The sequence below is a fragment of the Enterobacter vonholyi genome (assembly GCF_008364555.1).
Taxonomy (GTDB): domain Bacteria; phylum Pseudomonadota; class Gammaproteobacteria; order Enterobacterales; family Enterobacteriaceae; genus Enterobacter; species Enterobacter vonholyi.
Window position 1 is genome coordinate 127063 of the sequence record NZ_VTUC01000007.1, and the last position, 22797, is coordinate 149859.

Consider the following 22797-nt stretch of genomic DNA (forward strand, 5'->3'; position numbering starts at 1 on the left):
CAATCAGCCTTTGATCCCGTAATGCTCAAGCATCGCATCCAGCTGCGGCTCGCGGCCGCGGAAGCGTTTGAACAGCACCATCGGCTCTTCGGAACCACCGCGGGTCAGGATGTTGTCGAGGAACGACTGGCCGGTTTCGCGGTTGAAAATCCCCTCTTCTTCGAAACGAGAGAAGGCATCCGCCGCCAGCACGTCGGCCCACAGGTAGCTGTAGTAACCCGCCGCGTAGCCGCCAGCGAAGATGTGGCTGAACGCGTGCGGGAAGCGGCCCCAGGTTGGCCCAGGGATCACGGCGACCTGCTTTTTAATCTCGGCCAGGGTTTCAAGAATCTTCGCACCCTGCTCCGGGCTGAACTCGGCGTGCAGGCGGAAGTCGAACAGGCCGAACTCCAGCTGGCGCAGGATAAACATCGCCGCCTGGTAGTTTTTCGCCGCCAGCATTTTGTCCAGCAGCTCTTTCGGCAGCGGTTCGCCGGTCTCGTAGTGGCCGGAGATAAACGCCAGCGCGTCCGGCTCCCAGCACCAGTTTTCCATAAACTGGCTCGGCAGCTCGACCGCATCCCACGGTACACCGCTGATGCCTGCCACGCCTGCGGTTTCGATGCGGGTCAGCATATGGTGCAGGCCGTGACCGAACTCGTGGAACAGGGTGATCACTTCATCGTGGGTAAAGAGCGCAGGTTTGCCGTTCACCGGACGGTTGAAGTTACAGGTCAGGTAGGCGACCGGCTTCTGCAGAGAACCGTCTGCTTTACGCATCTGGCCCACGCAGTCGTCCATCCACGCCCCGCCGCGCTTGTTTTCACGCGCGTAGAGATCGAGGTAGAAGCTGCCGCGCAGTTCGTTTTTCTCGTCATAAAGCTCAAAGAAGCGCACGTCCGGATGCCAGACGTCGATATCGGTACGCTCTTTGGCGGTGATGCCATAGATGCGCTTCACCACCTCGAACAGGCCGTTAACGGCTTTGTTTTCCGGGAAGTACGGGCGCAGCTGCTCGTCGCTGATGCTGTAGAGGTGCTGCTTCTGTTTTTCGCTGTAGTACGCGATATCCCATGGCTGCAGCTCGTCCACGCCGAACTCCGCTTTCGCGAAGGCGCGCAGCTGGGCCAGCTCTTTTTCACCCTGCGGACGGGCGCGTTTCGCCAGATCGGTCAGGAAGTCGAGCACCTGCTGCGGGTTCTCCGCCATTTTGGTGGCGAGGGATTTATCGGCGTAGTTTTCGAAGCCCAGCAGCTGGGCCAGCTCGTGGCGCAGGGCGAGGATTTCCGCCATGACCGGGCTGTTGTCCCACTTACCGGCATTCGGCCCCTGATCGGAGGCGCGGGTGCTGTAGGCGCGGTACATCTCTTCGCGCAGGGCCTGGTTGTCGCAGTAGGTCATTACCGGCAGATAGCTCGGGATATCCAGGGTTAGCAGGAAACCGTCCTGCTCTTTCGCCTCGGCCTGGGCTTTTGCCGCCGCCAGCGCGCTTTCCGGCATGCCCGCCAGCTCCGCTTCGTCGGTAATCAGCTTCGTCCAGCCCATGGTGGCGTCGAGCACGTTGTTGCTGTACTGGTTGCCCAGTTCGGACAGGCGCGCGGCGATTTCACCGTAGCGGGTTTGTTTCTCTTTTGGCAGGCCAATCCCGGACAGCTCGAAATCACGCAGGGCGTTATCGACCGATTTTTTCTGCGCCGTGTTCAGTTCGGCATAATGGTCGCCGTCGCGCAGGTCGCGGTAGGCTTTGTAGAGCCCTTCGTGCTGGCCGACCCAGGTGCTGTATTCAGAGAGCAGCGGCAGGGTCTGTTCGTAGGCTTCGCGCAGTTCCGGGCTGTTTTTTACCGAGTTCAGGTGGCTTACCGGGGAGAAGATACGCCCCAGCACGTCGTCCACTTCGGCCAGCGGCTGACACAGATTTTCCCAGGTGTACGGCCCGCCCTGCGCGACCACGCTTTCTACCGCCGCGCGGCAGTTGTCCAGCGATTGCGTAACCGCTGGAACCACATGCTCGGGGAGGATTTTAGAAAACGGTGGCAACGAAAAAGGCGTCAGTAATGGATTGGTCATAAACGCTGTCCTGTTGAAATAGGTGAATGAAGCGCGCATCCGGCGCTGTGCATATGGGATCTAGAATGGGGTTAAGTGTAGAGGATTTCAATGCCGGACGTTGTCGAAAAGAGCCCGGTGGTGCTGCGCTTACCGGGCCTACGGGTAATCTTTGCCGTTCTGCTGTAAACTGTGGCAAATCGTCAATTCAGCGGAATATCATTACCCATGCTCAGTTATCGCCACAGCTTCCACGCAGGCAACCACGCCGACGTCCTTAAACACACCGTTCAGAGCCTGATCATCGAATCGCTCAAAGAGAAAGAGAAGCCATTTCTCTATCTGGACACCCATGCGGGCGCGGGCCGTTATCAGCTGAGCGGTGAGCATGCCGAGCGTACCGGTGAATATCTGGAAGGGATTGCCCGCATCTGGCAGCAGGACGACCTGCCTGCCGAGCTGGAGCCGTACATCGGCGTGGTGAACCACTTCAACCGCAACGGCCAGCTGCGTTATTACCCGGGCTCGCCGCTGATTGCCCGCCAGCTGCTGCGCGAGCAGGACAGCCTCCAGTTGACCGAGCTGCACCCGAGCGACTTCCCGCTGCTGCGTTCAGAATTCCAGAAAGACAGCCGCGCCCGCGTCGAAAAAGCCGACGGCTACCAGCAGCTTAAGGCCAAGCTGCCGCCGGTTTCCCGTCGCGGCCTGGTGCTCATCGACCCGCCGTACGAAATCAAAACCGACTATCAGGCGGTGGTAACCGGTATCCACGAAGGCTACAAGCGCTTCGCCACCGGGACATACGCCCTGTGGTATCCGGTGGTGCTGCGCGCGCAGATCAAACGCATGATCAAAGACCTGGAAGCGACCGGCATCCGCAAGATCCTGCAGATCGAGCTGGCGGTACGTCCGGACAGCGATCAGCGCGGTATGACCGCCTCCGGCATGATTGTAATCAACCCGCCGTGGAAGCTCGAAGCGCAGATGAACAACGTGCTGCCGTGGCTGCATAAAACGCTGGTGCCGGCGGGTACAGGCCACGCTACCGTCAGTTGGATAGTGCCGGAGTAATCGCAGCCATCGGTGGAAACTATTGATTTCAGGTATACAATCGCGGCAATTCACGATTAAGGACAAAAGCTATGACTAAGCATTATGACTACATCGCAATCGGCGGCGGCAGCGGCGGCATCGCCTCCATCAACCGCGCGGCCATGTACGGCCAGAAGTGCGCGCTGATTGAAGCCAAAGCGCTGGGCGGCACCTGCGTGAACGTGGGTTGTGTACCGAAGAAGGTCATGTGGCATGCGGCGCAGATCCGTGAAGCTATCCATATGTATGGCCCGGACTACGGCTTTGACACCACCATCAACCGCTTCGACTGGGACAAGCTGATCGCCAGCCGTACCGCGTACATCGATCGCATTCACACCTCGTACGACAACGTGCTGGGTAAAAATAACGTTGACGTTATCCACGGTTTCGCCCGCTTCGTTGATGCGAAAACGATCGAAGTGAACGGCGAGACGATCACCGCCGATCACATCCTGATCGCCACCGGCGGTCGTCCGAGCCACCCGAACATCCCGGGCGTGGAATACGGCATCGACTCCGACGGTTTCTTCGAGCTGCCAGCCCTGCCTGAGCGCGTTGCCGTGGTAGGCGCGGGATACATCGCGGTTGAACTGGCCGGAGTGATTAACGGCCTGGGCGCAGAAGCGCACCTGTTCGTACGTAAACACGCGCCGCTGCGCAGTTTTGACCCGCTGATTGTCGATACGCTGGTTGAAGTGATGAACACCGAAGGCCCAACCCTGCACACCAACGCCGTACCAAAAGCGGTGGTGAAAAACGCGGACGGAAGCCTGACGCTTGAGCTGGAAGATGGTCGCAGCCAGACCGTTGATTGCCTGATCTGGGCGATTGGCCGTGAACCGGCGAACGATAACTTCAACCTGGGCGTGACTGGCGTGAAAACCGACGAAAAAGGCTATATCGTCGTCGATAAATTCCAGAACACCAGCGTACCGGGCATTTACGCGGTCGGCGACAATACCGGTGCGGTTGAGCTGACGCCGGTCGCCGTTGCGGCGGGTCGTCGTCTCTCCGAGCGCCTGTTTAACAACAAGCCGGACGAGCATCTGGACTACAGCAACATCCCGACCGTGGTCTTCAGCCATCCGCCAATCGGCACCGTCGGCTTAACCGAGCCGCAGGCGCGCGAGCAGTACGGCGACGACCAGGTAAAAGTGTATAAATCGGCGTTCACCGCAATGTATACCGCCGTCACCTCGCACCGTCAGCCGTGCCGCATGAAGCTGGTCTGCGTCGGCCCGGAAGAGAAGATTGTCGGTATCCACGGCATTGGCTTCGGCATGGATGAGATCCTGCAGGGCTTCGCCGTGGCGCTGAAGATGGGCGCAACCAAGAAAGACTTCGATAATACTGTGGCAATCCACCCGACGGCCGCGGAAGAGTTTGTGACCATGCGTTAATCATGATGCCCCTCCCCGCAGGGGCATTTTTTTAACATTCATAAATCGTTGCAAAACGAATGCTCCGAAAATAGTGATCTACCGCACATTTCCCTCCCCATCTACCGAAGCGAATGTCTACGCTTATAAGACGCCCGGATAAACCTGTCTTTTGAACACACAACCGGAGGTCCCTATCACCATGTTCAACCAGAAACTACAGGCTACCGAGAACATCGAGTTCGAGATTGCAGAAGAGCTGCGCTACGAGACCGATCCCTGCGAGTTGAAACTGGATGAAATGATTGAGGCGGAGCCGGAACCCGAAATGATCGAGGGGCTACCCGCCTCCGATGCGTTGACGCCCGCAGACCGCTACCTTGAACTGTTCGAACACGTGCAGTCGACGCGGCTGTTTGCGGACAGTAAAACCTTCCCCGACTGCGCGCCGAAGATGGATCCGCTGGATATCTTGATCCGCTACCGCAAGGTCAGACGCCACCGGGATTTCGACCTGCGCCAGTTTGTGGAAAACCACTTCTGGATGCCGGAAACGTACGGCACAGAATATGTCTCCGATCCAGGACTCTCCCTGAAAGAGCACATTGATAACTTGTGGCCGGTGCTGACGCGCGAGCCGCAGGATCATATTCCCTGGTCTTCCCTGCTGGCACTGCCGCAGGCCTATATCGTCCCCGGCGGGCGCTTCAGCGAGACCTACTACTGGGATTCTTATTTCTCCATGCTGGGGCTGGCGGAGAGCGGCCGTAACGATCTGCTCAAATGTATGGCGGACAACTTCGCCTGGCTGATAGAACGCTACGGGCATATCCCCAACGGCAACCGCACCTATTATCTCAGCCGCTCACAGCCGCCGGTCTTTGCGCTGATGGTGGAGCTGTTTGAGGAGGACGGCGTGCGCGGTGCGAAACGCTATCTTGATCACCTCAAAATGGAGTACGCCTTCTGGATGGACGGTGCGGAGTCGCTGCTGCTTAATCAGGCATACCGCAGCGCCGTGCGCATGCCGGACGGTTCACTGCTCAACCGCTACTGGGATGACCGCGATACCCCGCGCGACGAATCGTGGATCGAGGACGTGGAAACCGCGCGCCACTCGGGCCGTCCGCCAAATGAGGTGTATCGCGACCTGCGCGCGGGTGCGGCGTCCGGCTGGGATTACTCGTCCCGCTGGCTGCGCGATCCGTCGCGTCTCGCCAGCATCCGCACGACGCAGTTCATCCCCATCGATCTGAACGCCTTCCTGTTCAAACTGGAAAGCGCTATCGCCAACATCTCGGCGTCGAAAGGGGATAAAGAGACGGCAGAGGAATTCCGCCAGAAAGCCAACGATCGCCGCGCGGCGGTGAACCGCTATCTGTGGGACGAGGAGAGCGGCTGTTACCGAGATTACGACTGGCGACGCGAAGAGCTGGCGCTGTTTTCTGCCGCCAGCATCGTGCCGCTGTACGTTGGCATGGCAACTCACGAGCAGGCGGAACGCCTGTCGGATGCGGTCAAGGCGCGTCTGCTGACTCCGGGCGGAATTCTGGCGACCGAGTACGAAACCAGCGAGCAGTGGGATAAACCCAACGGCTGGGCGCCGCTGCAGTGGATGGCGATTCAGGGATTCAAGCAGTACGGCAACGACTCGCTGGGGGATGAGATCGCCTGGAGCTGGCTGCATACGGTGAACCATTTCTACAAGACGCACCACAAGCTGATTGAGAAGTACCACATCGCCAGCAGCACGCCGCGCGAAGGTGGCGGGGGTGAGTATCCGCTGCAGGACGGTTTCGGCTGGACAAACGGCGTGGTGCGGCGGCTGATTGGGTTGTATGGGGAGCCTTAAGCAGGTTGCGGCCTTTTCCCCCTCGCCCCTCCGGGGAGAGGGCTGGGGTGAGGGGATAATGTTAGCGTATCACCTCATAAATGGCGCTCTGAATAGACTGCCATTTTTTGGTGGTGGCATCCGGCTGTGACTGCGCGCGGCGTGTGGCCATGTCGAGATCGTGCTGCTGGCGTTTCACTACGGCAGGCACGGTGCAGAACGCTTTGAGATACTCTTTACGTACCGAGGTCAGAGACTCGCCGTTCGACATCGCGTGGCTGAGCGTGTTGATGAAGCGGCGACACGGCTTCTCTTCCACCATGTTTTGCCGGTAGCGTAACATCAGCTCCAGCACGTCGTCATGGCCTGCCGACATCGCCTCTTCGGTCCAGGACAGCTTCCAGTCCATACCGCCCTGCAAAAAGAGCTGGGTCACGCGAGTATCGTTGCGGTTAATGGCCGAGCGGAAATTATTCTCGTCCCAGGTGACTCCCATGCGCGTGAGCGTTTCGCGCGAGGAAGGCGTCTCACGCATTTCCTGCGGTGGAGCCGCTTCAGCCGCGCTGACGGCCGCTGGCTGCGGCTTGCTGCTGGTCACCAGCCAGAAGCCCCCTGCCACAATGGCAATCACCATAACGCCAACCGCCCCCCATAGCGCACCGGAAATGAGCTGCTCGCGTTGTTCGGGGGTGCGCGGCGCGCGCTGGGTCGGCTTTTCAATGGTGTCACGGACTTCAAACAGATCCCCACCGGTAACCCGATCCATTTTCTGCGCCTTTTCCCAGAAGGTATGCAGTTCGCTGGCATCTACCGCCATGAATCCTGCCGGATTAACGCGCGTTCTCCCCTCTTCAAACGCGCGTTGAACGGGCCGCGCGATTTGCGCGTAGTAGTTGTCCAGCAGCTGAATTTGCGCCGAGCTTAACGTCTTCTGAACGGTGATGCTGTTGCGGATTTGCCGAATATCGTCGAGAAAGGTTTGCAGCGTTTTGCGTGGTTCAACCAGCAGCGTCAGCATGGACGGGTCGCTGAACAGCGAAGCGTAATAGCGGCTGAACTCTTTTTTATCCACCAGCATCTGCGCCAGCTCGCTGAACATCATGCCGCTCAGGACATCGTTGATCTCGCCAAGCTTCAGCCAGCGCCTTACGCGGTCAGCGTTAAACAGGGTCTTAAGATGGTTGTTCAGCTTTACCTGATCGGGCCAGGCCTGCTGGATAAGCCCTTTAAGCATCAGCTCAATTGCGCGTACCTGCTTGTGCGCCTGCTGCTGGAGTTCGCTGCCCGGTGCCAGCTCCGTGCTGTAGGTCAACAGCGGCTGCTGAAGGCGAAGATGTTCCAGCGCGGTCACAAACCGCATCGCCGCAATAAGCTGGTTTTCACTCACATCCTGTCCGCTTTCATATTGCGGTACGCGCTGCTGCAGCAGGCGCAGCTGGAGCGTAAATTCCGACATCTCGGCATCATTCAGGTTGAGTTTTTTCGCAACGGCTCCCCAGCCGCCCAAAGCTAATCGCGCGCTGTCGAGTTGTTCCAGAAACCAGCGTGGATCTTTGCCCTCAGAAGCATGTACATTCAGAAGGAGTAAAATTTCCACCGACGCAAGGCGAATGACCGCCAGACAGTGTTCAAACTGTTCGCGAATATGGTGTGATGTGCTGAGAGTCATTGTTTTCCTTAAGCGACAACGAAGACATCAGGAATGGGCGCGAGACACCCTTTATTCTTTTTATTTATACGCGGTTAACCATACCTGACTTTCTGTTGAAATAAAGTGACAACCCTAAAATCATTTAAAAAGTGTCAGGAGAATCTGAATGCCCGTTTTAATTACCCCTCGCCTGAACTGCTCACCTTTGCAGGAAGAAGACTGGCCCTTTTTTCTGGCGTTACAGCAGCACCCGGACGTTATGCGCTTTGTGGCGGAAGACCGCCCCGTCGCGGCGATACGAGAGGCGTTTGATTCGCGCCTGACGCCATGGGCTCCGGGCAGCGCGCACTGGCTTTGTCTCGTCGTACGTGACACCGCCTCCCAGGCCCCGCTGGGCGTTACCGGGTATATTCATCGGGAGGAGGACTGCGCCGAAGTGGGCTTCCTTTTCGCCCCCGAGGCGCAGGGGAAAGGTTACGGCTTTGAATCCCTGAAGGCGCTTTGCGATTACGCTTTTCTTCAGGGCGGTATACGGCGACTCACCGCCACCGTAACAGCGGGAAACGCTGCTTCAAGACGCCTGCTGGAAAAAGCCCGCTTTCGCCTGGAAGGTGAGTTACGTGAGAGCTATTATCTTGCGGGTCGCTGGCAAAATGACTGGCTATTTGGTTTATTACAGCAGGAATACCTGAATAATAATTCCTGACCAACAGCAATTTAGCCGATATTTCCGGACGTCGTTTCCTCTTCAGGGTCGCTATTAAGAGGAAACGAATATCAAACGTCATGCGCTGAAAATATTTTCTGCGGCCATTGCGTTAATAAAAAACATCAGGGTTTTTCTCTGGAGAAATATCGTGATGAAAATGGGTTATCGGCTATGGCTAACTGCGTTCTTTATCGCTGTCAGTGTGCAGACACATCCATATTAAGGGTTCCTTAAGAGGTTCCTTCCTCTTAAGTCCGGGCATCACAGGAACATACCGCCTGACACTTCAATACGTTGCGCATTCATCCAGCCCAGCTTATCGCTGAGCAGTGCCGCAATGGCATCACCGATATCGTCCGGTAGACCCACCCGTCCCAGCGCCGTCTGCGAGGCCAGCAACTGATTCAGCTCCGCGTTGTCGCGCACCCGTCCGCCGCCAAAGTCTGTTTCTATCGCGCCAGGCGCAATGATATTGACGGAAATGCCGCGCGCGCCCAGCTCTTTCGCCTGATAGCGCGTCAGCACTTCCATCGCCCCCTTCATGGCCGCGTAGGTCCCTGAGCCCGGCTGGGTAAAACGGGCCAGCCCGCTGGAGACGTTGAGGATACGTCCCCCGTCGCTAAGCAGCGGCAGCAGGCGCTGGGTCAGGAAGAAAGGTCCTTTGAAATGAATGTTCAGCGCCTCGTCAAACTGGGCTTCCGTCGTGTCGGTATAAGGCGCATATAAACCCGTCCCGGCATTGTTCAATAAATAGTCAAACGTTTCACGCTGCCAGACGCTCTTAAGGGTCTCCTGAAGCTGTTGGGCAAAATGCTCAAAACTCGTGATATCCCCGACGTTGAGCTGCAATGCCGCCGCGTTGACGCCTCTTTCCTGAATTTCATGCACGACGTCCAGCGCTTCCTGCTGGCTGCGGTTGTAGGTCAGCACAATTCCCGTGCCGTCTGCCGCCAGCTTTAAGGCAGCGTTTTTACCCAAACCACGGCTACCACCCGTCACTAATGCGATACGTTCAGTCATCATAAACCTCGTTTTGGCTGTTATGGAGATTGAGTAAGAGCTTATTAGGTGATAGAAAATCAATAAAGATGAGTTAAAACGCTTCACTGTTTCAGCACAAACAACAATGAGCTACATCTATGGATAAAATTCACGCAATGCAGCTGTTTGTTCGCGTCGCGGAACTGGAGAGTTTTTCCCGCGCGGCAGAAACATTAACGTTGCCGAAAGGCAGCGTGTCACGACAGATTCAGGCCCTCGAAAACCGGCTTGGCACCCAGCTATTGCACCGCACCACGCGCCGCGTCAGCCTGACGCAGGACGGTATGGTCTATTACGAGCGGGCAAAAGATCTGCTGGCAAACCTTGATGAACTCGACGGTATGTTTCTGCACGATCCCTCCAGCATCAGCGGACGGCTCCGCGTGGATATGCCCGTCGCCGTAGCTCGAAATTTAGTCATCCCCAAACTCCCTGCTTTTCTGCAGCATTATCCGGGCATCGAGCTGGAGCTCAGCAGCAGCGATCGTCTGGTGGATGTGATCCGCGAAGGGTTTGATTGCGTGGTACGCGTCGGCACGCTGAAGGATTCAGGGCTGATTGCCCGTCCACTGGGCAAGCTGTCGGTGATTAACTGCGCCAGCCCGGACTATCTGGCGCGTTTTGGCTACCCGGAAACCCTGGACGATTTAGGCTCGCACGCCGTTATTCACTACACCGCTACGCTGGGAACACGCCCACAGGGCTTTGAGTTTTATAACGGCAGTGCAACGCAGTGGATAAAAACGGGCGGGGTCTTGACCGTCAACAGCACGGAAACATACCAGGCTGCCTGTCTCGCCGGACTGGGCATTATTCAGGTGCCGCGGGTTGGGGTGCGCGATTTACTGCGCGCGAAGAAGCTGATTGAGATCCTCCCGCAATACCGGGCCGAACCGATGCCTGTTTCCCTGATTTATCCCCACCGGCGCAACCTCTCCCGCCGGGTCCATTTGTTCATGGAGTGGCTAACCGAACTCACAAAAGCTTACGTGGACTAGTCGCAAGCTATAATTCAATAACATCCAGCCAAACGAAAAGGAAAAGACGCGTGACGCCGGAAAACAACCCGCAACGACCCACCCAACATTTAGAGTATGAGCCCGTCAAAAAGATGGAAACCGGGCCCGAAGAGGCCAAAACGCCAGGTACCGCCAGCAAAGCGCTGGGGACCGTCACCGGCATCGCCGCGAGAATTCTGCAGTTTCCCATGGTGGCGCATCTGATACGCGCAACCGAGCGCTTTAATGACCGCATGGGAAACCAGTTTGGTGCCGCCATCACCTATTTTTCCTTCCTGTCTATGATACCGATCCTGATGGTGTCGTTCGCGGCAGCCGGTTTTGTCCTCGCGTCGCACCCGACGCTACTGCAGGATATCTTCAATAAGATCCTGAATAACGTCAGTGACCCGACCCTTGCCAGTACGCTCAAAAGCACTATCAATACCGCCGTTCAGCAGCGTACCACCGTCGGCATCGTCGGTTTGCTGATTGCCCTTTACTCCGGCGTTAACTGGATGGGCAACCTGCGCGAGGCCATTCGCGCCCAGTCGCGCGACGTCTGGGAGCGTAAGCCGCAGGACCAGGAGAAAATCTGGGTCAAGTATCTCCGCGACTTTGTTTCGCTGATTGGCCTGCTGGTCGCGCTCATCGTGACGCTTTCCATTACCTCCGTGGCGGGCTCGGCGCAGCAGATGATCATCTCCGCGCTCTATCTGGATTACATCGAGTGGCTGAAGCCCGCCTGGCGCGGCATTGGGCTGGCTATTTCCATCTTCGCCAACTACCTGCTGTTCTTCTGGATCTTCTGGCGCTTGCCCCGCCATCGTCCGCGCAAGAAGGCGCTGCTCCGCGGCACATTGATTGCGGCGATCGGCTTTGAGGTGATCAAAATCGTGATGACCTACACCTTACCGTCACTGGTTAAATCCCCCTCCGGCGCGGCGTTTGGCTCGGTGCTTGGACTGATGGCCTTCTTCTACTTCTTCGCCCGCCTGACCCTGTTCTGCGCGGCATGGATTGCCACCGCCGAGTACAAAGGCGACACGCGAATGCCCGGCAAAACGCACCGCTAGCCCTGCCATCGGGCTGAAATTTCAGCCCGACTCATCATTTCAGCATATAAATCCAGCCCGTAACTTTTATTTAACCGAAAACCAGTTTAATTGACTGATATTTAAAATGTGTGAAGCATTTCATAGACGTGTTTTGGCTGGTCTGAAAATTATCCGCTTTTTGCTGTTTTTATCACCGGGTCGCGGCTTTGTTACAGATTGAAATGTCGCTTTTGCTGTGCGTAATATGGCCTTTCGTTCGACAAAAATAAGAAAATATTATGCAAGCAACCGCCACCACACTCGACTCAGAAACGGAAAACGTTCCGGTAAATTCGCGCAATAAAGTTGTTGTCGCATCGCTGATTGGCACCGCCATTGAATTCTTCGACTTCTATATTTATGCCACCGCCGCGGTCATCGTATTCCCACACATTTTCTTCCCGCAGGGCGATCCGACGGCGGCCACGCTGCAGTCTCTGGCGACCTTTGCGATTGCGTTTGTTGCGCGTCCGATTGGCTCTGCGCTGTTTGGACACTTTGGCGATCGCATCGGCCGCAAAGTCACGCTGGTGGCCTCGCTGCTGACGATGGGGATCTCCACCGTAGCCATCGGCCTGCTGCCGACCTACGAAACCATTGGTATTCTGGCGCCGGTCCTGCTGGCGCTGGCGCGTTTTGGGCAAGGTCTGGGGTTGGGTGGTGAATGGGGCGGCGCGGCGCTGCTGGCGACCGAGAACGCCCCGGCGCGCAAGCGCGCGCTGTATGGCTCATTCCCGCAGCTTGGCGCTCCGATTGGCTTCTTCTTTGCCAACGGGACGTTCCTGCTGCTCTCATGGCTGCTGACGGATGAACAGTTCATGAGCTGGGGCTGGCGTATTCCGTTTATCTTCTCAGCCGTGCTGGTGCTGATTGGCCTGTATGTGCGTGTTTCTCTGCATGAAACGCCTGTCTTCGCGAAAGTGGCCGCGGCGAACAAGCAGGTAAAAGTACCGCTGGGTACGCTTCTGACCAAACACGTTCGCGTGACCGTGCTGGGCACGTTTATCATGCTCGCCACCTATACGCTGTTCTACATCATGACCGTCTATTCCATGACGTTCAGTACCGCCGCTGCGCCGGTTGGGCTGGGGCTGCCGCGTAACGAAGTGCTGTGGATGCTGATGATGGCGGTGATCGGCTTTGGCGTGATGGTTCCGATTGCCGGCCTGCTGGCGGATAAATTCGGTCGTCGTGCGAGCATGATTACGATCACCACGCTGATCGTTCTGTTTGCCCTGTTCGTCTTCCCGCCGCTGCTGGGTTCAGGTAGCCCGGCGCTGGTGATGGCCTATCTGCTGATTGGCCTGAGCCTGATGGGGCTGACCTTCGGCCCGATGGGCGCGCTGCTGCCCGAGCTGTTCCCGACTGAAGTACGTTATACCGGCGCGTCGTTCTCCTATAACGTCTCGTCTATTCTGGGTGCGTCCGTTGCGCCATATATCGCCACCTGGCTGCAGGCAAACTATGGTCTGTTCTATGTGGGCGTCTATCTTGCGGCCATGGCGGCGCTGACGCTGATTGCGCTGCTGCTGACGCACGAGACGAAGCACCAGGCTCTGTAATTCACTGCGGCCTTATGCCCTCACCCCGGCCCTCTCCCACAGGGAGAGGGAGAAAGGGAGCTATTTCTTCATCTGCGACAAAATGGTCCGGCACTGATTCGCCTCGCCCTCTGACGGCGAAATCAGTGCCAGCAGCGCTGCAGCTGGGGTAACCAGCGTCGCAAGGGCCGCAGCCACGGCACCGCGCGCAATCAGCGGCCCTGGCTTCACGCCCGCCTGCGGATTTTTGAAGGTCCCGCGCACGTACAGCGGCGAGCGCAGCGTGATAATACGGATCCCCTTACTCTCCGGGTCAATCGTCAGATCAAGCTGCTCCGAAGCCATGCTCGCGGTACCGGTCACGTTAATCACCGCGTTTTCCGTGTCGAAGGCAAAAATCTGCGGGCGCGCCACGCCGTTCACCAGATCCAGATTGGCCGCCGCGCAGTTCACCCGCACCTCGTCATCGCCGAAGATTTGCCCGACGACGTAGTTACCGACGTTCAGCCCCAGGATCTCCATCAGGTTTCGGCTCACCAGCCCGTCGTTCATCAGCAGCTTCAGGTTTCCGTTGCCGCTGCCCAGCAGCGCCGCCACGGAGTTACCCACGCCGCGAATGTCGGCATCACCGTTCATTTCACCGAGGGTTTTCTGCATCAACTCTACGTTCGGCATCAGCTCTTTCAGCTTCAATCGACGCGCCTGGATCTCCGCCCGTCCCTGCATCGGCTTCTTATCGCCTTCCAGGTGAATGTTCGAGGAAATCGTCCCACCCGCCATGCCGAACTTCAGTGGCTGAAGGCGCAGGTCGGCGTTTTTGAGGAGGATATGGGTCGAAAGATTGCTGATCGGCAGCGTACTGCCATGTTCAATTTTCCCGCCTTTGAAACGTACATCCGCATCCATCACGTTCCATTTGTCGGTTTCGAAACGATCGTAAGGCAATACTTTACCCGCAGGCTGAACGTCCTTTTTGACCTCTTTGGAATTTGTGCCTTTGCCCGAATCCACGCCAATCAACGGACCAAGATCGGCCAGACGCAGCTGACGGGATTCAACATCCCCTTCCAGTTTCGGGCGCGGTTTTCCGGTGGTGTAGGTCAGCGTGCCGTGGATGTCGCTGTCGCCAATGCGGCCATTAAAATCCCGGTAGTCAAAAACGGACGATTTTTCGGTATCGATTTTGGCGACCAGATGCCCGTCCGTTTCGAATGGCGGGGTATCCGGCAGCAGTACGCCGGTCAGTTCATACAGCTCACCCAGCGAATCACCGGCAAATTTAAGCTGAAGGTCAACGCCGCCCATGTTCATCGGGTCGTTAACCGTTCCCACGAACGCCACGCGGGTGTTACCGGAACGGAAGTCCGCCTGCACCGGGAACGGCGTGCCCTCGCTCCGTAGCGCCAGCATGCCGCCGATTTTCCCTTTACCGCTGAGAGGCTGATCGTTGTAGCGTCCTTTTGCCGTCAGGCCGAAGACATAGTCACCTACGCTTGCCGCGTCGCCTTTTGCTTTCGTGCCCGTGACCTCGCTAAACGGCAGCGGTTTGCCCAACGGATCGACCAGGATCTCCATATCCGCCTTGCTGACCTTATCGTCGATGGCGATCCGTCCGCGATCGAAAAGAATATTGTCGAGACGGAATGACCAGGAAGAAGGCTGGGCATTCGGATCCTTGTCGCCATCGCTGGCAAGGTTAAACGTCCAGTTGTTGGTTTTTTCTGAGAGTCGGATCAGACGCGCATCAGGCTGCTGAAGTTTGATCCACGGCAGATAAACGGTTTTGGTCAGAAGCGCTAACGGCGCTAGCGTGGCCTCCACGCGCGGCAGGTGGACCATGGTGACGTCCGGGATGTCCGGCGGGTTGCCGAGAATGATGTCGTCGGCATGGACGTGGGGCCAGGGGATCCAGCTTCGCCAGCCTGGCTCCTCTTTCTGACGCTCCCATACCACACCTAAATCACCGCGTATGGCGAAGGGGCGGTTCAGTTCGGTTGAGACTTTCTGGTTGATGGTCGGCTTGAGACGGTTCCAGTCAAACGTCGCAATAATGATGGCGACGACCACGATCAACAACAAGAAAATCCCTGCTGTCCAGGAGATTACCCTGGTTGTTCTTGTCATTTTTATCCCCTTTCCTGATGACCTGTCCTGTAAAACTATAGTCCAGACAAAGGGAAGCGGGCTTATCAGAGGGTAGTTATCACGCTATCGAGGCGATCCATGGGTACCGGTCGGGAGAGGAAATAGCCTTGCGCCGCCGCGGCAGGCGAGCTTTGCACATCACGCCACTCTTCCAGCGTTTCCACACCTTCAACAATCACGCCCTGGCAATAGCGGTTCATCAGCTGTAATAACAGCGTAAACAGGTTCCGACCTTCCGGGGTCTGACGCAGCATAATGAACAGATCGCGGGCCACTTTAATGTAGTCGTAGCGCACCTCACTCAGGGCGGAGAAATTCGCCATGCCGGTCCCAAAGTCATCCAGCCACAGCGGGCCGTATTCGCATATCGAAGCAAACGAGGAATCCTGCGGCAGACGGACATGCTCCACCAGCTCAAAGCGCATCCACGGCAGGGTGGCGATCAGCTCCTGCAATTTTGCGTTCTGCCGCAGCGCCAGCAGGGTTGGGCCGTCGACGTTCACCGAGGCGAGGATATCGTGCTGTTCGAAAAAGGACTGCTTCGTCGCCAGCATGCGAAGCTGTTCTTCCAGCACATCCAGACGCTGGCGAACGGCAACTTCGGCAAAATAGCGATCCGGCGCGATGCGCTGAGTGGGGTTTGAGGGGTGCGTAACGACGGTCAAAATTTCAATTGCCATCAGTCGACCATCTGTTCGGTAGATCGGCTGATAGGTGTATGCACGCTCACATTGCAGCCAGTAGCGATGCTCCTGCAAGTTCTCAATACTTGCCTCAGGCGTAGTGCTCAGCCGCTGGATAACCTGCTCTGACTTCATTTCAGATGTCCTGTTGTTGGGATAGCCTTTCTGGACTCGTCACAGGATTATCGGCGCGACAATTGAGAACTTTATGTTCAATTCACCGGGAAAATGAAATTAAGATGACAGAAATGCGCGGGAACACGCGCTGGCTCAAATAAAATAATGGAACGTTGTTTTAATATAGTTGACCGGTTAATTCACTCAGCGCACACTGCTGATAATTCTTCTGTTCAGGTTCACGACTATGTCTAAAAAAATTGCCGTGATTGGCGAATGCATGATTGAACTGTCACAAAAAGGCGCTGAAGTCAGCCGCGGATTTGGTGGCGATACGTTAAACACGTCCGTTTATATTGCCCGCCAGGTCGCGCCTGAGGCGCTCACCGTGAACTACGTTACCGCCCTGGGAACGGACAGCTTCAGCCAGCAGATGCTGGAGGCCTGGCAGAGTGAACATGTTGAAACGTCGCTTATTCAGCGTATGGAAAACCGCCTCCCGGGACTTTATTACATCGAGACCGACAGCACCGGCGAACGCACGTTTTATTACTGGCGTAACGAAGCCGCGGCCAAATTTTGGCTGGAGAGCGACGCGGCTGCGGCCATCTGCGAAGAGCTGGCGACCTTTGACTATCTCTATCTGAGCGGGATTAGCCTTGCGATTTTAAGCCCCACCAGCCGTGAAAAGCTGCTGTCGCTGCTGCGCGAATGCCGTGCTAACGGCGGCAAGGTCATTTTCGATAACAACTACCGCCCGCGCCTGTGGGGCAGCCGCGAAGAGACGCAGCAGGTCTATCAACAGATGCTGCAGTGCACCGACATCGCCTTCCTGACGCTCGACGATGAAGACGCCCTCTGGGGGGAGAAACCGGTAGAGGACGTGATTGCACGCACGCAAGCGGCTGGCGTGAGCGAAGTGGTGATTAAGCGCGGTGCGGATTCGTGCCTGGTCGCGGTGGCGGGTGAAACGCTGGTTGACGTTCCGGCGGTTAAGCTTGCCAAAGAGAAAGTGATTGATACCACGGCGGCAGGTGATTCATTCAGCGCGGGTTATCTGGCGGTACGTCTGACGGGTGGAACGCCGGAAGCTGCGGCACGGCGTGGGCACCTGACGGCCAGCACGGTGATTCAGTATCGCGGGGCGATTATTCCGCGCGAGGCGATGCCTGTTTAAGTAAGGTGCGGGCTGATGCCCTCACCCTAACCCTCTCCCACAGGGAGAGGGAATGTTTAAGCATTACTGCCCCTGCGGAATATCCGTCGCGTCCGGATGTAAATCATCCGCCGTGGCGGCCTGCGCTGGCTGCGGCGCGGTAGCCATAATGGAATCCCAGGTCGTCTGAAGTTCCTTCATGTCATATTCCGGTTCGCCCTTCGGCTGCAGGAGGATCAACGCCATCTCCTGTGACAGCTGCTGACGGAGGTCCTGATTGAGCATCTCGACGGTCAGACCGTTCAGGAAGTCCTGACGCAGCTTCTGGTACTGTTCCGGCGCAATGTCCACCACCTGATTCTGCAGGGAGCGAATACGCTGGCTGATCAGAATGTCGGTATCGGCACGTGCGTAGGTCGCAAACAGCTTCTGCAGCTCGAGTTTTTTCTGAGCCACGAGAGCATTGAATTCCTCTTCGGAAAGCCCCTCTTTACGCACTTTTGCCAGCTCTTTCGCGACCACGCCCAGATTGGCATTCAGCTTATCGCCCGGCGATTCAACGTTAATGGCACACTGCGCGCGCTGGAACAGCACGCGGCAGTCAAAGCCAAGACCGATATTCTTGACGTTGTTCTTGCTCAGCGTCTGCTGAACGTGCCAGAACAGCGCCTCACGCGCCAGATCGGCACGCCAGTAGCGCAGCATTGCCGCGGACTCACGGATAGGCTGCCAGGCGTTATCCCACATGACGGAGAGGCGATCCTGACGCACGGCGTCCGTCATAATGCTGACAGGCTCTGCACGCAGCGGAGAGAGCGTCGGGACAGGGGCTGGTGTTTCACGCTTACCTTTCAAATCACCAAACGCTTTGTTGATCTGCTCCACCACCGCGCGGCTGTCCACGTTACCTACCACGATCAGCGTCATGGCGTCCGGGGTGTACCACTTCTGGTAGAACGATTTTACCTGTTCGGCATCGACCGGCTGTTTCAGCGGTTCGGCCGGGTCATGTCCCAGTAACGTTGAGCCCTTCAGGCGGTAGCGCCACCAGCCCTCTTTGGTATCTCCGGGCCAGGTCGCCACCATGTCACTGTTGCTCAACGCATAGTTAACGGTGTCCGGCGTAATCGCCAGATTGCCAGAGGCATCGGAGAGATACGTAAGCGCTTCTTTCAGCAGGTCGTTACGGTTATTAGGCAGGCTCAGGTTAAACATGGTGTAGTCATACGAGACAACAGCCGGAGGAAGCGGGCGCTTCGGATCGATGGCCTGCTGCCAAAGTGAACGCACCTGAACCGCTTGCAGGCTGCCGCTCTGCGTGAGCGCCAGCCGGGGAATAAAATGGCTAAAACCGGTTTGCTGGGTGCTTTCCGTGAGGGAACCGGTATTAATGGACAGACGGATTTCTATACGGTCACTGGGACGTTGCGGAGTGGCTAACACCTGCCACTGAAAACCGTTCGCTAATGTCCCTTGTTGCCAGGCCGGGTCTGGCTGGAGCGCATCTGCCTGCACATAACTGGCTGCTGCCATCATCAGCAAACCGCCGGTTAAGAGTCGAATTTTTGTGCCCTGCATGTGAACCCCTGATCAACATTCCTGGTTAAAAAAGAGTGCCTCGCGACGCGCTTCACTCTTAAAGATGACGATGAAAACACGTCGATTAGACCGCGCGTTCGGCAAAACGTCACGGTCCGAAGTGAAATATACCCAAAAAAATCTTGTCGAATTATGACAGGTACGAACAGTTATTATGCGCAGGAGCCCGCATCCCGACAAGGGAATACGGGCATTTGTGACAAGATTAAGAGGTTAAGCCAGGATTTTTGCTGTCAGTTGAACGATTATTCAGAGTATCGTCAAGCTTTTTGTGATCCAGCTCTTTCACCCATTTCGCCACCACCACCGTTGCCACGCCGTTACCCACCAGGTTGGTTAACGCACGAGCTTCTGACATGAAGCGGTCGATACCCAGAATCAACGCCAGACCCGCCACCGGCAGGTGACCTACAGCGGAAATGGTGGCAGCCAGCACGATAAAGCCGCTGCCCGTCACGCCTGCCGCGCCTTTAGAGGAGAGCAGGAGAACCACCAGCAGGGTAATCTGATGGAAAATATCCATATGGCTGTTGGTCGCCTGAGCGATAAACACGGCCGCCATCGTCAGGTATATCGAGGTGCCGTCCAGGTTGAAGGAGTAGCCCGTCGGGATCACCAGCCCGACCACCGATTTACGGCACCCCAGCTTTTCCATCTTGTCGAGCATACGCGGCAGCGCCGATTCTGAAGAGGAGGTCCCCAGAACAATCAGCAGCTCTTCACGGATGTAACGAATAAATTTGAAGATGTTGAAACCCGTCGCGCGGGCGATGGAACCCAGCACCACGACTACGAAAAGGATACAGGTTATATAGAAGCAGATAATCAGCTGACCCAGCTGCACCAGCGTACCGACGCCATACTTACCGATGGTGAAGGCCATCGCACCAAAAGCACCGATCGGCGCCAGGCGCATGATCATATTGATGATGCCGAAGATCACCTGCGAGAAGCTTTCGATTACGTTAAAGATAAGCTGGCCTTTGCTGCCCAGACGGTGTAGGGCAAAGCCAAACATCACGGCGAACAGCAGCACCTGGAGGATGTTTCCGCTGGCGAACGCGCCAATGACGCTGCCCGGTATCACGTCCAGCAGGAAGGCTACCACGCCCTGATCCTTCGCCTGCTCGGCATATACCGCGACCGCTTTGGCATCAAGCGTTGACGGGTCTACGTTCATCCCCGCGCCTGGCTGCACCACGTTGACGATGATCAGACCGATAATCAGCGCAAGTGTACTGACCACTTCAAAATAGAGAAGCGCCACTGCACCGGTACGACCGACCGCCTTCATGCTTTCCATGCCAGCGATGCCCGTTACTACGGTACAGAAGATCACCGGAGCGATGACCATTTTGATGAGCTTAACGAACGCGTCGCCAAGCGGTTTCATTTGCGCGCCCAGCTCAGGGTAATAGTGACCCAGCAGAATACCGATGGCGATGGCTGTCAGGACCTGGAAATAAAGACTTTTGAAGAGTGAGGTTTTCATAAGGTGTCCTTGGGAAGAAAAACCACAGGCTTTGTAAGGTTATGGTTAACCTGCGGCTTTAAAATAACACCCACATAACAGGACAGAAATAAACTCAGTTCAAATTTGAAACACAAATGTTAAGAACTTTGAGCTGGCTCGCACAAGCCAGCAACAAAATTACACTTTTGCGTTATTGTCAGCACCAGAAAGGTATCGTTCTTCAAAGATATCCGAAGGGACTGCGGGGGCAAAAAGGAAGCCTTGTCCGCTCTCCACGCCCGCCTCCGCAAGCCAGGCGCGTTGCGCTTCGGTTTCAATCCCCTCGGCAATAAGATGGAGGTTGAGGCTACGCGCCATCTGGATAATCGCCTGCACCATGCTGCTGTCGCCCGGCAGACCTTCGACAAACGCTTTGTCAATTTTGAGCACATCTACCGGAAGGGTTTTCATGTGCTGAAGCTGACGCAGCCCGGCGTATCCCATGCCAAAATCGTCCAGGGCAATGCGAATACCGGCATTACGCAGCGGTTTCAGAATCGCGACCGCCTGATTAGGATCGTCGATGCGTCGGCTCTCCGTCACTTCCAGAGTTAACGTATCAGGTTTGATTCGGTAACGATGGATCAGCTCCAGCATCTCTGAAACCATGGTCGGGTGCATAAGCTGCATAGCAGACAAATTAACCGACAGCGGCAGCGTCACGCCGCGCTCCTGCCAGGCGGCCAGCTGACGGCAGGACTCTTCCAGCACCCAGTAGCCGACGGTAACCATCAGGCCGCAGGACTCAATGCGCTCAATCAGCCCTTCCGGCAGTTCCCATGAACCATCCGGCTGCTGCACGCGCAGCAGTGCCTCGGCGCTTTTCACTTCTCCCGTCAGCAAATTCATCTGCGGCTGTAGCCAGAGGGCAAACTGCCGGTTATCCAGCGCGGTCAGGATGTCGCTCTCTTCCGTCAGGCGCTGCTGCGCCTTTTCCATCTGCTCCGGTTCAAAGAACTGGATCTGATTTTTCCCTTTGCGCCGGGCGGTAAACGCCGCCGAGAACGCGCGACGATAAAGCTGCTCCGCCGTTAAATCACCATAGTACATGGCGATACCGATACTGGCGCTCGGACGAAGCTGGATACCCTGAATGGGCAACCGCTCATTAATGACAGTGAGTACTTGCTGACCTAAGGTGATCGCATGCCACGGTTCTTTTACGCCGTTGGCAATCACCACCAGATCGTAACCGCTGACCTGGGTCAGCACCATGCGCGGGGCAAGGACAGATTTGATCTTTTCCACCAGGGTGAGCAGCAGCATTTCGCGCTGGCTCTCCTGAAGCACGCCAGCCGTGTCCTGCAAGGTTTCACAGGCGATAACCATCAGCGCCGTGGTTTGCTGGCGGGCAACGGTCTGCTCCAGCATCGCCATCAGGAAGGCTTTATTGGGGAGCTCCGATACCGGAAAACGGGTGGCGCTGCTGTTTAATTCATCCTGCTGACGCTGGATGCGCTGCTGGTTGAGGTTGTAGCTGCGCACCAGCATACCTATCTCATCGTCATGATGCAGACGCGGCAGCTCAAGCTGATGTCCCATCTGATCCTGCGGCGCAAGCGTATTCAGCTCACGGGCGATACGGCGCAGCGGATGAACAATCAGCCGGTTAATGCACCAGGTGAGCGCCACGCTGAGAATAAGCGTCATAAGTAAGCAAGTGGTCACTAACGTAACCACCCAGCTCATGACGAATTTATACATGCGGTAGGAGTCCGCCTGCAAAACCAGGTAGGCCAGCGGCTGCGGATTCGCAGGGCGTTCAAGCGAATAAACGGGAAGCGAAATTTGCACCGGCAGTTCAAACAGGCGCATCACCATCATCGGGACGGGACGCTCCGGGATAAAGCTCATCCGCAGCGCCTGAAACTGGTTGGGCAAGACGACATCGGCGCGGCTAACGACGCCGGCAGGCTGAATACGTTTTAAAATGGTTTCCGCTTCTGGAATATCCCCTTTCAGGATAGAGGCAGAAAGCGGGCCGCGCACCGAGCGGGCGATACTTTCTAACTGCGAAGCCGTGTTATAGCGATTCTGCTGTACGGAATGAAACAGCAAAATTACGCAGAAGAGCAGGACAAACAGCATAGTGACGGCAGAGACCATCGCCATCTGTTTGATTGTTAAGGAACGGCTGACACGCAAAATGACTCTCCACAAAACTCGAAGCGCAGGGCGCGCCAGGGTGTAAACCCGGCGCGCCTGAGTATACCCGAT

Annotated in this window: 16 protein-coding genes; 8 read left to right on the forward strand and 8 right to left on the reverse strand. The window is 56.7% G+C overall.

The genetic code is table 11. From position 1 onward, the window contains the following. Positions 1-3: 3 nt before the first annotated feature. Positions 4-2046 (reverse strand): oligopeptidase A, encoded by a 2043-nt coding sequence (gene prlC, locus F0319_RS13540; RefSeq protein WP_059363924.1) that lies wholly within the window; start codon positions 2044-2046, stop codon positions 4-6. Between the two features lie 207 nt (positions 2047-2253). Here prlC and F0319_RS13545 point away from each other — a divergent pair, with 207 nt between their 5' ends. The 3 genes from F0319_RS13545 to F0319_RS13555 all read left to right on the forward strand — a co-directional run bounded on the left by F0319_RS13545 (position 2254) and on the right by F0319_RS13555 (position 6351). After that, the gene (locus tag F0319_RS13545; protein WP_032640380.1) at positions 2254-3096 is read left to right on the forward strand and encodes a 23S rRNA (adenine(2030)-N(6))-methyltransferase RlmJ; all 843 of its coding nucleotides are present in this window, start codon (positions 2254-2256) and stop codon (positions 3094-3096) included. A gap of 71 nt (positions 3097-3167) precedes the next feature. Beyond that, the gene (gene gorA, locus F0319_RS13550; RefSeq protein WP_133295294.1) at positions 3168-4520 is read left to right on the forward strand and encodes a glutathione-disulfide reductase; all 1353 of its coding nucleotides are present in this window, start codon (positions 3168-3170) and stop codon (positions 4518-4520) included. A gap of 181 nt (positions 4521-4701) precedes the next feature. Beyond that, the gene (locus F0319_RS13555; protein ID WP_111963711.1) at positions 4702-6351 is read left to right on the forward strand and encodes an alpha,alpha-trehalase; all 1650 of its coding nucleotides are present in this window, start codon (positions 4702-4704) and stop codon (positions 6349-6351) included. Between the two features lie 61 nt (positions 6352-6412). On the opposite strand, the gene F0319_RS13560 is transcribed toward F0319_RS13555, so the two are convergent. Next, entirely contained in the window at positions 6413-7999 is a 1587-nt protein-coding gene (locus F0319_RS13560) for an STY4199 family HEPN domain-containing protein (protein WP_149367184.1), read from the reverse strand. Positions 8000-8147: 148 nt separating this feature from the next. Between F0319_RS13560 and F0319_RS13565 the strand changes: the two genes are divergently transcribed. Further along, positions 8148-8687: a GNAT family N-acetyltransferase gene (locus F0319_RS13565; RefSeq protein WP_136195970.1), complete on the forward strand. Its 540-nt coding sequence runs from the start codon at positions 8148-8150 to the stop codon at positions 8685-8687. Between the two features lie 264 nt (positions 8688-8951). Here the strand turns inward: F0319_RS13565 and F0319_RS13575 are convergent, their stop codons facing one another. Further along, positions 8952-9710 carry an SDR family NAD(P)-dependent oxidoreductase gene (locus F0319_RS13575; RefSeq protein ID WP_149367194.1) on the reverse strand — a complete coding sequence of 253 codons (759 nt, stop codon included), beginning with the start codon at positions 9708-9710 and terminating at the stop codon, positions 8952-8954. 119 nt (positions 9711-9829) lie between these two features. On the opposite strand from F0319_RS13575, the gene F0319_RS13580 reads away from it, so the two are divergent. The 3 genes from F0319_RS13580 (at position 9830) to F0319_RS13590 (ending at position 13388) form a co-directional block, all read left to right on the forward strand. Then, positions 9830-10729 carry a LysR family transcriptional regulator gene (locus F0319_RS13580; RefSeq protein WP_149367185.1) on the forward strand — a complete coding sequence of 300 codons (900 nt, stop codon included), beginning with the start codon at positions 9830-9832 and terminating at the stop codon, positions 10727-10729. A gap of 50 nt (positions 10730-10779) precedes the next feature. Continuing rightward, entirely contained in the window at positions 10780-11805 is a 1026-nt protein-coding gene (yhjD, locus tag F0319_RS13585) for an inner membrane protein YhjD (protein ID WP_149367186.1), read from the forward strand. 260 nt (positions 11806-12065) lie between these two features. Further along, positions 12066-13388 carry an MFS transporter gene (locus tag F0319_RS13590; protein WP_111963705.1) on the forward strand — a complete coding sequence of 441 codons (1323 nt, stop codon included), beginning with the start codon at positions 12066-12068 and terminating at the stop codon, positions 13386-13388. Between the two features lie 60 nt (positions 13389-13448). On the opposite strand, the gene F0319_RS13595 is transcribed toward F0319_RS13590, so the two are convergent. Next, positions 13449-15491: an AsmA family protein gene (locus F0319_RS13595; protein ID WP_149367187.1), complete on the reverse strand. Its 2043-nt coding sequence runs from the start codon at positions 15489-15491 to the stop codon at positions 13449-13451. A 65-nt stretch (positions 15492-15556) separates the two neighbouring features. Continuing rightward, entirely contained in the window at positions 15557-16330 is a 774-nt protein-coding gene (pdeH, locus tag F0319_RS13600; RefSeq protein ID WP_115876804.1) for a cyclic-guanylate-specific phosphodiesterase, read from the reverse strand. 229 nt (positions 16331-16559) lie between these two features. Here pdeH and kdgK point away from each other — a divergent pair, with 229 nt between their 5' ends. Continuing rightward, positions 16560-17489, forward strand: a complete 930-nt coding sequence (kdgK, locus tag F0319_RS13605) for a 2-dehydro-3-deoxygluconokinase (RefSeq protein ID WP_149367188.1) — start codon at positions 16560-16562, stop codon at positions 17487-17489. A gap of 63 nt (positions 17490-17552) precedes the next feature. Here the strand turns inward: kdgK and F0319_RS13610 are convergent, their stop codons facing one another. The 3 genes from F0319_RS13610 to hmsP form a co-directional block, all read right to left on the reverse strand. Continuing rightward, entirely contained in the window at positions 17553-19046 is a 1494-nt protein-coding gene (locus F0319_RS13610) for a M16 family metallopeptidase (RefSeq protein WP_047646783.1), read from the reverse strand. Positions 19047-19272: 226 nt separating this feature from the next. Then, positions 19273-20559, reverse strand: a complete 1287-nt coding sequence (locus F0319_RS13615) for a dicarboxylate/amino acid:cation symporter (RefSeq protein WP_023309587.1) — start codon at positions 20557-20559, stop codon at positions 19273-19275. 159 nt (positions 20560-20718) lie between these two features. After that, positions 20719-22725, reverse strand: a complete 2007-nt coding sequence (gene hmsP, locus F0319_RS13620) for a biofilm formation regulator HmsP (protein ID WP_111963701.1) — start codon at positions 22723-22725, stop codon at positions 20719-20721. Between the last annotated feature and the right edge of the window lie 72 nt (positions 22726-22797).